This is a genomic window from Pradoshia sp. TA40_28 (genome assembly GCF_059694525.1).
This window is the reverse complement of the sequence record NZ_JCATZO010000006.1, coordinates 1-11,950: the sequence shown is the minus strand read 5'-3', so window position 1 is coordinate 11,950 and position 11,950 is coordinate 1. Positions and strand designations below refer to the sequence as shown.

Here is an 11,950-nt window from a genome sequence, read left to right as displayed (position 1 = left end):
AATGCTAAAATATATTTAGTAAAATAGTAAAAGGTTTTGATGTGACTGGGTTGTCCCCATTATCAAAATATACTCAAAGAAAAATAGTTTAGAACTAAGACTCCGGTTAACGGGGCATGCATAGAATCAGTTTGCAAAAAGGAGTGTCATTTGGAATGAAACCGAAAATTGGATTGGCACTGGGTTCTGGCGGAGCTAGAGGGTTTGCGCATATCGGTATATTGAAAGTGTTAATCAGCGAAGGGATAGAAATTGATTATATAGCGGGCAGCAGTATGGGGGCGTTAATTGGTTGCTTTTATGCAAGTGGCTCAGATCTTGAATTATTACAAAAAGTTTCTTTGCAATTTAAGCGGAAATACTTTATGGATCTGACTGTACCGAGATTGGGATTTGTAGCTGGTAAAAGGATAGAAGAATATATTCGCTTGTTTACAAAGAATCAAAATCTGGAGGACCTTGGAATCCCTTTGGCTGTTGTGGCCACCGATATAGAAAGAGGAGAGAGGGTTGTTTTCACGGATGGACCGGTTTATGAGGCAGTAAGAGCCAGTATCTCTATTCCCGGTGTATTCGTACCGAAACGAATCAACGGGAAATTACTCGTAGATGGGGGCGTAGTGGATCGAGTTCCGGTTTCGGTTGTGAAAGAAATGGGTGCGGATATTGTTATTGCAAGCGATGTTTCTGCTACAAAGGGAGATACAGAGATTCAATCGATCTATGATGTAATTTCTAAAAGTTTAGATATTCTGCAAATGGAGATTGTCAAAATGAAAGGGATTGATGCGGATGTCATGATTCAGCCCCCGGTTGAAATCTATAGTTCGCGAGCATTTACAAACATACAGGAAATTATTATGATGGGGGAACAAGAAGCGAAAAAAAGGCTGCCGGAGATTAAAAAGGCCATACAGCATTGGAAGGAGAAAAATATAGATGAAGCGTAAGTTCAATTTAGGCAAAATTGGGATAGCAGTCCTACTGCTGGCAATGCTTGCGTCCTTTTATAAATTGCCTTATTATGTCTCGACCCCCGGATCTGCGGAAACGTTGGAGCAATTTGTTGAGGTCGAAAACGGAACAAAAGCAGAGGGTTCTTTTATGCTGACAACGGTCCGGATGGGCAGGGCGAATATTTATACATATGCGTGGGCTAAATTTGCTGATTATCATAAAATTTATAAACTGGACCAAATCAGGAGCGAGGACGAAACCGATGAAGAATATACGGTTAGGCAACTAAAACTGATGGATGATTCCCAGACATCCGCTATACTGAATGGATACAAAAAAGCAGGCTATCAAGCCGAAGTTAAATTAGAAGGAATATACGTGTTGCAGATTGCTGAGGGTAAACCTGCGGACGGTGTATTGAATCCTGGAGATCGAATTATTAAAGTCGATGGAAAAAATATTAAGTCAAGTGAATTTTTCATAGAATACGTATCCTCGAAAAAGGCAGGGGATCAAGTGAAATTAGAAATTAAGCGTGATGAAAAAATCATTGAAAAAACGCTACAATTGAAGCTACTTGAGGAAACTGGAAAAGTTGGTGTGGGTATCACATTGGTTGAAGATCGAAGCGTCAAAACAGACAGGGATATCGAGATAAACGCTGATAGTATTGGTGGGCCATCAGCGGGGCTAATGTTTTCACTTGAAATATTTAATCAACTAACAGAAGAAGATTACACAAGAGGAAAGAAAATTGCAGGAACAGGAACGATTTCTGATGACGGAACAGTCGGTCCAATCGGAGGTGTAGATCAGAAAGTTGTAGCGGCTGATTCTGCAGATGCAGATATATTCTTTGCACCGAACCAAGAGGGTGCTAAAGAATCCGATTACCAAATGGCTATAAAAACGGCAAAAGAAATTGGTACAGATATGACCATTGTCCCTGTAGATACAATAGATGATGCATTGAATTATTTGAAAGGTATGGAAGTAAAATAAGCTGAATAAAAGAAAAAGCCATTGATTCATACTTGAATCGATGGCTTTTCTTTTTTAATTTGACAAGACAATTGGTGCCATAAATTCACGTTTCTGAGCCATGATAGAAAACTCAGGAGGAAGAACAGCGGCATGAACGATGGCAGCCCGCTTGTCAATTTCAATTATAGGGTTTTGACAGGCAGCAAGGCGGGAAACTAAAAGATTTCCTTTATCCTTTTTTATGCTCTTTAAATATTGTTGTCCGGCAGAGTTGAAACCTAACACGCGTATATATGGCGGAAATAGGCTTTGAGGCATCTCTGTTTTTGTAAAGTTTAAAAGAGTGTAGGTGAGAATTCTTTGTAATCTCGTCCAGGTATATCGCTTCGTTTTAATGAGTGACATGAATTCCGCGAAAGTACCAGCACGTTCTGCTGCCTCAATTAATCGATTTTGCAGACCTTCTTTCATTTCGTATATTTGCGCCAGAGTGTCAGGTGGTGTTGTAATCAATTTAACCTTTAAAAATGGCCAATAAAGCTCCCAATTGTGAAGGATTCTTTGCCGTATCATATAGTCTTTCAACAGTTTAAAGGTTGTTTCAGGAACATAGGGTGAGATGGCGTCCAGATTGCGATTTTCCATTAATTCTTTTCTGATGCCAGTTGCACTCGCAATCTTACCGGGCATTAGAATGGGATCGTGATATCCGGACCCTGTCCGTTTAATTGTCACTGGCTCGATTGATAAGTTATGTTTTAAGATTGCGGATACATATTGGTAGCCAAGGATATTATTAGGCTGGTCCAATGATAGCATAGCGGGATACCGGGTTTGTAATTCTCTATAGGCCAGAGAAGCAGCCTTTGGATAGCTGTACCCTTCCTTGCTGTAATACTGAATCCGTTGGTCAACAGTGTCTAAATTTTCCTCGATAATCGTGTATGTATGTATAAAAGGTTCAATTTCGCCTTGTTCGCTGCCGAAACAAACTGATTTACAGCCGATTTCTTCCAATAGAAGAATAGCTGCTTCAGCGAAATATTCGGCTTTTTGGACGGCATGAACGAATGGAAGCTCAATAATTAGGTCAATTCCTGCCTTCAATGCCATCGCAGTCCTAGACCATTTATCCACGAGGGCAGGCTCGCCGCGCTGCAAAAAATTACCGCTCATTACGCCGATGGTCACGTCAGCATTTGTAATAGATTTAGATTGTTGTAAATGGTATAAGTGTCCATTATGAAAAGGATTATATTCCACAACAAGTCCCAAAGCATTCACATAATCCACCTCCTATAAATGGTTGTTTTATTAATAGTAAATGATGGAGTTATCAGGAAGCAAGTGAACGAAAAAATAGGTACTCGAATTTATTCTGTTTTCAAAACTACATAATTCGGGTAAAATAAGTGGACAAGTGCTTAAAATTTGCATAAGGGTATCACATATGGCTGTAAAGAAAAAACATTGACAAATGAATTTACCAAAGCTATAATTACCTTTGTTGCCTTGAGGTGATATAATATGAAATGGACAATTCCACAACTGCACAAAATTCGCGATAATGGGTTTAATGTAGATGAGACAGCAGATTTATCTGAACTAAAAGAAACAGATCCACAAATTCGTGATATTTCACCAATTCGTGTATTTGGAAAGGCAGACTTGAGTTCCAATCGAGTTACTTTTCATCTGAAAATATCAGGTACATTAACATTACCATGTTCAAGAACCCTGGTCGATGTCCCATTCCCAATTGATGTACAAACAACAGAGACCTATCTTTTTAATCAGTATGAAGGTATGGTTACAGAGGATGGAGAATATCATGTGGCTGAGGGAGATGTAGTGGATCTTACGCCGGTAGTCAAAGAAATCATTATCACTGAAATTCCATTGCAGGTATTTTGTGATACGGATCAACCTGTTAACGGTGCCCCGCAAGCTGGAGATGACTGGGAATTGATTTCAGAAGACCAGCAAGTTAAAAAGGTTGACCCAAGACTGGCAAAGTTGGCCCATTTTTTTGACAACAATGATGATAACAGTGAAAAATGAAAGACTACATAAGTCTTCCATAGAACCATCGTTTTTTTAAGGAGGTGTAAAACATGGCTGTACCTTTCAGAAGAACTTCGAAAACTAGAAAGAGATTGCGTCGTACGCATTTCAAACTTCAAGTCCCTGGTATGGTTGAATGCCCAAACTGCGGTGAAATGAAATTATCACACCGTATCTGTAAAGCATGTGGAACATACAAAGGAAAAGAAGTTGTAAATAAATAATCAACTCGGGAGAACACAGGGAAACCTGTGTTCTTTTTGTTTGTAGGGGGAGATAATCATGCGCAATGAAGAGAAATGGGAGATAAAGGGGAACTATTTACTGGTCACGTTGAATCGCCCCGAGGTTAAAAATGCTATTAATTTTGAGGTAATGAATATATTAGATAAAGCCATTGAACGGGTGAAAAAAGATGTAAACCTTAAAGCGTTAGTGATAACTGGAGCAGGTGACGTTTTTTGCTCTGGTGGTGATCTGAAAGAATTCCATCTACTTGATAACCAACTGGATGCTTTGCAAATGTTGTCTTGTATGGGAGATATCTTATATAAAATAGCTACTTTGCCTAAGCCTGTTTTTGCCTTTTTGAATGGACCTGCTGTTGGCGGCGGATTGGAACTGGCTACAGCATGTGATTTTCGATATGCGAAGAAAGGGACAGTAATTGGTTTTATTCAAATTCAGCAGGGGATTACAACCGGTTGGGGAGGCGGAGAGCTTTTACTGGAAAAGGTACCAGAAGGGATCGGAATGGAATGGTTAATGTCAGGAAAGAGATTTTCTGTGAATGAGGCATATACTCATGGCTTTGTGAATAGCATCATGCCAGAAATAAACGAGGAAATCATGACCCCGCTAGTTGAGTCTATTATAAAGAATGATATTCAAGCACTAATGGCTTATAAAGAGATCGTGGTTCGCAAAAGAAAGGCCTCTGATTTACACGTAAGGATGCAGGAAGAAATTAAACGATGTTCAGAATTATGGGTATTACCAACACATATGGAAGCTGTAAAACGATTTAAAGAAAAGGGATAAAGTAAAATCAATTATTGCGTTAATAGAATCTTGTTTTATTCTATCTTTCCTACCAGATGCATATGAATAAATATTATGATTGCATGATGGGAGGAATAGAGGATGACAGGCTCCAGGCAGGATGGGTGGTCGCAGGACGAGGATGTCTATTTGGCGGAGGTAGTATTACGCCATATTCGTGAGGGAAGCACACAATTGAAAGCGTTTGAAGAAGTCGGCAAAGGGTTATCGAGAACGTCAGCTGCGTGCGGGTTTAGATGGAATTCATATGTTCGTAAACAATATTTAGAAGGGATAGAGTTAGCTAAAAAAGCAAGAAAGGACTTGAAGAAAACGATAGACACTCTTGAATTAAAAACAGAACTGCCACATCAGGAGACGCATAAACCTGCCGAAAAAAATGAAGATGCCGAACTCAGCCTGTCTTTAGAAAGGGTTATTGCTTACTTAATCAATTTAAAAAGTAGGTTGGAAGAACAATCATTCCAGTCATCGGAGGAATTGCTTAAGGAGTATTCAGAATTAAAAAAGCATACAGATTACTTGGTTCAAGAGAGAGATACATTGGAAATTCGATTTAAACAAATGGAAAAGGATTATCATGGGTTGCTTGATTTGCTGAATCGTGCACGTCAATTATCGGAGGAAAAATGAAGATTTTTTTAGAAGCATGCCTTATGAGGTATGCTTCTATTGTTGATTTTAAATAAGAAAAAAGCTTTCTCAAATAGAAAGCTCTTCTACATATATTAGTTTTTACTAGGCTGCCAGATAAGTGGATTTTCGCCCAAGTCTCTTTCCATATCATACTCTACATGTTCGAAGCCTTGTTTTTCCCAAAAATTACGTGAATGTACTCTTGGGTTGGTTTTAATCGGCAGACCGAGATTTTTTGCGAATTGAACCAATAACGAGCCATAGCCTTTTTTCTGATAATCCGGTAAGACTTCGAGCTTCCATATTTCATAATATTCCTGAGGTGGATCGAAATATTTATCATACTTAGCATCGATTTTGTAAAGGCTCATTCTGGCAACTAATTTATCCCCAAAGTAGATGCCATAAAAAGGTGATTCGCTGTTATCTTCTATTAGATTGGCCTGTAAGTCTTCGAACATGGATAATTCTTGTAAACCATATTCTTTAAACTTCTTGAATTCTTCAAGCGTACGATAATTAACAAGTAGTTTTTCAACCTTTACACTCATGTCATATCCCCCTTATATGTACGTGAAAAAAATTAACTTATATTGCCATTATAGCTGAGTTTTTTGAAAAATCCTATTTTTTAATCATTTACACCTATAAAGAAGAAAACAGAGATTTGTAATCTTTTCATCATACTGTCCTTTTGTTACAATTATTGCAAAAGGTACTTGGAGGATACCATGAAAATTGGAATAATAGGTGGCGGATCGGTCGGATTATTAGTAGCTGCAAAGCTAAGTAGTCATCATCAAATTACGATTTTTACACATACACAAAGACAAGCTAAAGAAATTAATGAAAAAGGAATTACCCTGATTGCTGACTCTTACGAGTATCATTATAATTATATTTCTGCTGTGTGTATGGAAAAATCAGCGCATTCCATTCGGAATCAGGATGTTATTCTCCTTACCGTAAAGCAGTCTGCTATTTTGGAGCTATTGCCTATCCTGGAAGAGAATGCAGCTGTTGTGGTCTTTCTGCAAAACGGAATGGATCATTTTAATTATTTACCTGAAATGCAGGTTTCCAGTATTTATACCGGTATTATTGAGCATGGTGCTCTTCGGAAAAATGATTATACTGTTCGCCATACCGGAAAGGGTACGATAAAAATAGGTCTCTTTAAAGGAACTGAATTCCAAGGTATAGAAACATTGGATGTGGATGACTTTCCAGTCCAGGTGATACCGGATATTAGGCCCATTCACATTGAAAAATTAATTGTTAATTCTGTGATCAACCCTCTTACAAGTGTCTTGCGAGTTTGTAATGGAGAATTAATAAAAAATATATATTATGTTAAGTTGATGGAATCCATTTGCCGTGAGGTTTGTGATTCACTTATAATTCCACGGGCGGAGCATCAAGCATATCTAAAAAAAATTTCCGTAATATGTGATCATACAGCAAAGAATAAATCTTCTATGTTAAGGGATCTTGAGTTAGGCAGAAAAACAGAAATAGACACAATACTAGGGTATTGCATTCGGGAAGCTAAGAAACATGGTCTTCCTTCACCTCAATGTCAGCTGCTGTATACGATGATACGTGGAATGGAAGAAAGCGGGGAGATTTGATTGGACAGTTTACTAGCAGGACTTATTGCTGCTTGTGTGATCATGCCGGTAATTGTGTATATGGCAGTGTATACCCTATCACGCCAGAAATTTAAAAATAACAAAAAAGCAGTGAGGCTATCTGCAGATATTACGACGCTTTTTCTGATTATGGCAGTTCATTATGCTGTCATTGCCCTTTTTGAACGTTCATATCTTTGGATTATTATGATTATCCTTATTTTATTAGCGTCAGTTGTCTTGTTTATGCATTATAAAGTAAGGGAAGAGATTAATTTAAAAAGAGTTTTCACAAGCTTTTGGAGAGCCTCTTTTTTACTATTCTCAATCGGTTATTTTTTATTGGTTTTTATTGGGATTGCAGAGAGAATTGTTAATGTTTTTATATAGGTGAGTGCAATAGGTTTTTAAGGCATCGAAGGGAATGATATACTGTTATATGAATTTGTTCAAAAGGAGACAGCCTTGATGGAATACATAAAAATGAATATTCCTGCTTTGAATAGTTTTGCATCAGACTATATCAAAGGAGAAATAAATAAATCTTTTACAGAGTATGATTGGAAGAATGAGAGCCATATACAAAATCGGGTTGATTGGCTGGAGGAACGGACTTATCCACGAATGGAAATGGCATCCTATATTCAGTCTTTCATGAGTAAATATGGATTATCAGAGCGAGTTAAAGAAAATATCAATGCTTTGCGTGAGGATGCTCTCGTTATAGTAGGAGGTCAGCAAGCGGGTTTATTGACCGGTCCGTTGTATTCAATTCATAAGATTATCTCAATTATAAAGCTGGCAAAGGAACAGAGTGAACGATTAAATAAAACGGTCGTCCCTGTTTTTTGGATTGCTGGTGAGGACCATGATTTTCCGGAAGTAAATCATGTTTACGCTGAAGAAGGCTCAGAATTAAAAAGAATTGTCTATCCGGATAAACCTTTATCGAAAAAAATGATATCTGATATGGTATTGGAGTCTGGTACAGCAAAAAAATGGCTGGAAGATGTGTTTTCTCTATGGGGAGAAACAGAGCATACGAATGAATTGATGGATTGGGCAGAAAAAGCGCTTGAAAAATCCGAAACGTTTACAGATTTTTTTGCTTTCCTAATTAACGACTTGTTTAAAGATCAAGGCCTCTTGTTGGTAGATTCAGGTGATCCCGATTTTAGAAAGCTGGCCGGCCCACTCTATCAGCAGATTATTTTTGAAACCGAAATCAGCAGGTCTGTAATTAAACAGCAAAGTCTTTTGAAGGAAAAGGGATACAATCCCATTATTGAGCTGGATGAACGATGTACAAATCTGTTTTATTACGAACCTACCACTGCTAATCGATTGCTGCTGGAACGGGAAGAAGGTACGAGTGATTTAGTTGGGAAGGGAAGCGGGATTAAATTATCCCAAATTGAGCTGGATCGATTACTTTCACAGCATCCAGAATATTTCAGTACGAATGTTGTGTCTCGGCCGCTTCTGCAAGAAAAACTCTTTCCGGTATTAGGATTTATAGCCGGACCCGGTGAGATTGCTTACTGGAGTGAAATTAAGCCTGCGTTCAATATGATTGGAGAAAAGATGCCCCCAATATGGCCGCGACTATCCTTTACTCTTTTGGAAGGGAATTTGGAGAGGTTATTAGAAGAACTTAATCTTTCTTTAGAAAAAGTATTAAAAACAGGTTGTACTGACGAGAAGGAAAAGTATCTGCATGATTTGTATAAACAGGCTCCAGATACATATAGAAGTATAATAAAAAATCTAGAAAAAGACCATCTTACCTGGCAACATAAAGCGGTTAATTTCGATAAAGGATTAGAGCCTCTTTTCGAAAAAAATCGCCAGATAATTAAGGACCAGCTTTTATTTATGCAGAAAAAGGTGGAGAGCCATTTAGAAAGAAAAAATGAAGAAACGATTGTAAAATATAATCGTGTCGAAAATAGGCTCCATCCGTCAGGTGGTCTTCAGGAAAGAATTCTTAATCCGTTTGACTTTTTCAATCACTATGGGACATCATGGGTAGAAAGTCTTTTGGCGGAATCACTCGAATTTGATGGTTCACATTATGTCGTATTTATATAAAAAATAGATAAGAAGAAAAGAAATAATTCGCCCGGTTTGACAATATATACGGACTCGAAAAGGGTCCTGTGTATGGAATCAGCAACTAAAAAACTAGATAATAATATTTCTAAAAAACTGTCTTAAATAGGCAGTTTTTTTTCTGTCCTTTGGACCTCTGGAAAACTTTGTTCTGTTCAGCTGATATTTTATTCGAATATTAAAGTTTTTTTGTATAAATTGTGGTGAAAAGTGGGGGGATGTGGTACTCTAAATTGGAGAAGTGGGGTGAAGGACATGTTCATGGGTGAATACCATCATTCGATTGATTCAAAAGGACGCATCATCATACCATCTAAATTTCGTGAAAGTTTAGGAGATATGTTTGTCATTACGCGCGGCCTTGATCAATGTTTGTTTGGATATCCGCTGGATGAATGGTCTCAACTTGAAGAAAAGCTAAAAGGCCTTCCACTTACAAAGAAGGATGCAAGAGCATTTACCCGTTTCTTTTTTTCAGGTGCGACTGAATGTGAACTTGATAAACAGGGACGTGTGAACATCCCGGGACCACTTTTAAACTATGGAAAATTGGAAAAAGAATGCGTGGTTTTAGGAGTATCTAACCGGATAGAAATATGGAGTAAATCAATATGGGAAGAATATTTCTCGAACTCCGAAGAATCTTTCTCAGAGATTGCTGAAAATATGATTGGTTTTGATATTTAATGCGCATACTTCCTTTCAGGAAGGTGAAGAAATGTTTAATCATACGACTGTACTATTAAAAGAAGCTGTAGATGGGCTGAATATAAAACCTGACGGAATTTATGTGGATTGTACCCTTGGAGGCGCAGGACACAGTGAATTAATCGCTAAATCTTTATCTGACCAAGGAAGATTAATAGCGTTTGATCAGGATGAAACTGCCTTAAAACATGCTGAAAAGAAACTTGAGCCATACATGGACAAGGTAACATTAATCAATAGCAACTTTGTTCATTTGGATGAAAAACTTGCTGAAATCGGTATTACAAAAATAGACGGAATACTATATGATTTGGGTGTTTCATCTCCGCAGTTTGATACCCCGGAGAGAGGCTTCAGCTATAATCATGATGCACAGCTTGACATGAGAATGGATCAATCTTCTCCCTTATCAGCCTATGATGTAGTGAATAGCTGGAAATATGAAGACTTGGTTAGAATCTTCTTTAAATATGGCGAGGAAAAGTTTTCTAAACAAATTGCCAGGAAAATTGAACAAGCCAGGGAGATTGAGCCAATTCGCACAACGTTTGACTTGGTAGATATAATTAAAGATGCTATTCCTGCTCCGGCAAGGAGAAAAGGCGGACATCCCGCAAAACGAATTTTTCAGGCTATACGAATCGCGGTAAATGATGAACTTAGAGTTTTTGAAGTGTCTTTGGAAAAAGTGCTTCCACTACTTAATAAGGGCGGCAGAATTTCCGTTATTACATTCCATTCATTGGAAGATCGTATATGCAAAAGCTTTTTTAAAGAACAATCGGAATTACCTCCATTACCGCACGGGTTACCGGTAATACCAAAAGAATATGAGCCTGAATTAAAGCTGATTACGAGAAAGCCGATAGTACCAAGTGAGGAAGAATTAGAAGAAAATAAAAGAGCGCGCTCAGCTAAGTTGAGAGTGGCAGAAAAGATAAAATAGAAATGTTAGATACCATTTATGGGAGGGGATAAACTTGAGTAGTTTAGCAAGAAAACTTCAGCAGGAACAGCAACGTCATGCAGGAGCAAAGACAAAGAAGGTTAAGGTAAAAGGCGGCATAACGATTGGTGAGAAGGTTCTTTATTTAACATTCTCTTTGTTTATCGCTTTCTTCGCTGTAAAAATAGTCTCTGCACAAGCAAATATTTACTCAACCAATAACGAAATTATTGCCCTTGAAAGTAAAATAGAGAATCAAGAAAAGGCAAATAAAGATTATGCTGATCAAGTTAGCGAGTTAAGTACATATGACCGAATCTGGGAAAAAGCGAAAGAATTGGGATTAACGCTAAGAGATAAAAATGTTAAGGTAGTGCAAGATTAATGAGTAATAAAAAAAGCCGTAATAGGGGAGCAGCACTTTTATTTATAATATTTGGGCTGCTTTTTTGTGTAGTATTTTTCCGCTTTTTGTACATCCAGTATACAGGTGTTGCAGGGGGGCAGGAGCTCGCAGCAAAAGCGCAGGATAAATATGAAGTTACCCGCACATTATCAGCACAAAGAGGTACAATCGTTGACAAAAACGGAGAGGTCCTTGCAAGGGATACATCCACCTATAAACTGATTGCTCTTCTTGATTCTTCTATAACAGAAAATCCGAAAAAGCCCAAGCATGTGGTAGATAAAGAAGAAACAGCAAGGGTTTTAGCAGAGCATATTGACATGGAAGAAAGTGAAATATTAAAAAGAATTCAGAAAAAAGGGTTGTATCAGACTGAATTTGGTTCAGCTGGACGCGATTTAACTCACCAGCAGAAAAATGATATTGAAGAATTAAATTTACCGG

At 37.9% G+C, this 11,950-nt stretch carries 14 protein-coding genes and 1 pseudogene; 13 read left to right on the top strand and 2 right to left on the bottom strand.

Annotation, left to right across the window (positions count from 1 at the left end):
• Nucleotides 1-155 precede the first annotated feature (155 nt).
• Nucleotides 156-950 carry a patatin-like phospholipase family protein gene (locus AC58NB_RS09335; protein ID WP_497426559.1) on the top strand — a complete coding sequence of 265 codons (795 nt, stop codon included), beginning with the start codon at nt 156-158 and terminating at the stop codon, nt 948-950.
• A complete protein-coding gene (locus AC58NB_RS09330) occupies nt 940-1,959 on the top strand; it encodes a SepM family pheromone-processing serine protease (RefSeq protein WP_497426558.1) in 1,020 nt (339 codons plus the stop codon). The genes AC58NB_RS09335 and AC58NB_RS09330 overlap by 11 nt, the downstream gene beginning before the upstream one ends.
• Nucleotides 1,960-2,013: 54 nt before the next feature.
• On the opposite strand, the gene AC58NB_RS09325 is transcribed toward AC58NB_RS09330, so the two are convergent.
• Nucleotides 2,014-3,225, bottom strand: a complete 1,212-nt coding sequence (locus tag AC58NB_RS09325) for a nucleotidyltransferase (protein WP_497426557.1) — start codon at nt 3,223-3,225, stop codon at nt 2,014-2,016.
• Between the two features lie 243 nt (nt 3,226-3,468).
• Between AC58NB_RS09325 and AC58NB_RS09320 the strand changes: the two genes are divergently transcribed.
• From AC58NB_RS09320 to AC58NB_RS09305, 4 genes are all read left to right on the top strand, one after another.
• The gene (locus AC58NB_RS09320) at nt 3,469-4,002 is read left to right on the top strand and encodes a YceD family protein (protein ID WP_497426556.1); all 534 of its coding nucleotides are present in this window, start codon (nt 3,469-3,471) and stop codon (nt 4,000-4,002) included.
• A 53-nt stretch (nt 4,003-4,055) separates the two neighbouring features.
• Nucleotides 4,056-4,229 carry a 50S ribosomal protein L32 gene (gene rpmF / locus AC58NB_RS09315; protein WP_066100735.1) on the top strand — a complete coding sequence of 58 codons (174 nt, stop codon included), beginning with the start codon at nt 4,056-4,058 and terminating at the stop codon, nt 4,227-4,229.
• 58 nt (nt 4,230-4,287) lie between these two features.
• Entirely contained in the window at nt 4,288-5,046 is a 759-nt protein-coding gene (locus AC58NB_RS09310; protein ID WP_497426555.1) for an enoyl-CoA hydratase/isomerase family protein, read from the top strand.
• A gap of 102 nt (nt 5,047-5,148) precedes the next feature.
• Nucleotides 5,149-5,700, top strand: coding sequence for an RsfA family transcriptional regulator (locus tag AC58NB_RS09305; protein WP_497426554.1), 552 nt, complete (start codon nt 5,149-5,151; stop codon nt 5,698-5,700).
• Nucleotides 5,701-5,795: 95 nt separating this feature from the next.
• On the opposite strand, the gene AC58NB_RS09300 is transcribed toward AC58NB_RS09305, so the two are convergent.
• Complete coding sequence (locus AC58NB_RS09300) at nt 5,796-6,254, bottom strand: N-acetyltransferase (protein ID WP_497426553.1); 459 nt, start codon at nt 6,252-6,254, stop codon at nt 5,796-5,798.
• Between the two features lie 180 nt (nt 6,255-6,434).
• On the opposite strand from AC58NB_RS09300, the gene AC58NB_RS09295 reads away from it, so the two are divergent.
• From AC58NB_RS09295 to AC58NB_RS09265, 7 genes and pseudogenes are all read left to right on the top strand, one after another.
• Nucleotides 6,435-7,334 carry a 2-dehydropantoate 2-reductase gene (locus AC58NB_RS09295; RefSeq protein ID WP_497426552.1) on the top strand — a complete coding sequence of 300 codons (900 nt, stop codon included), beginning with the start codon at nt 6,435-6,437 and terminating at the stop codon, nt 7,332-7,334.
• Entirely contained in the window at nt 7,335-7,724 is a 390-nt protein-coding gene (locus tag AC58NB_RS09290) for a DUF3397 domain-containing protein (protein ID WP_497426551.1), read from the top strand.
• Between the two features lie 78 nt (nt 7,725-7,802).
• Entirely contained in the window at nt 7,803-9,425 is a 1,623-nt protein-coding gene (gene bshC / locus AC58NB_RS09285) for a bacillithiol biosynthesis cysteine-adding enzyme BshC (RefSeq protein WP_497426550.1), read from the top strand.
• 276 nt (nt 9,426-9,701) lie between these two features.
• The gene (gene mraZ, locus AC58NB_RS09280) at nt 9,702-10,133 is read left to right on the top strand and encodes a division/cell wall cluster transcriptional repressor MraZ (protein ID WP_497426794.1); all 432 of its coding nucleotides are present in this window, start codon (nt 9,702-9,704) and stop codon (nt 10,131-10,133) included.
• A gap of 31 nt (nt 10,134-10,164) precedes the next feature.
• Nucleotides 10,165-11,100, top strand: coding sequence for a 16S rRNA (cytosine(1402)-N(4))-methyltransferase RsmH (gene rsmH / locus AC58NB_RS09275; protein ID WP_497426793.1), 936 nt, complete (start codon nt 10,165-10,167; stop codon nt 11,098-11,100).
• 34 nt (nt 11,101-11,134) lie between these two features.
• On the top strand, nt 11,135-11,485 hold the full coding sequence (ftsL, locus tag AC58NB_RS09270; RefSeq protein WP_497426549.1) for a cell division protein FtsL: 351 nt from the start codon (nt 11,135-11,137) through the stop codon (nt 11,483-11,485).
• Between the two features lie 86 nt (nt 11,486-11,571).
• A pseudogene (locus AC58NB_RS09265) lies at nt 11,572-11,950 on the top strand (penicillin-binding protein); the annotation flags it as partial.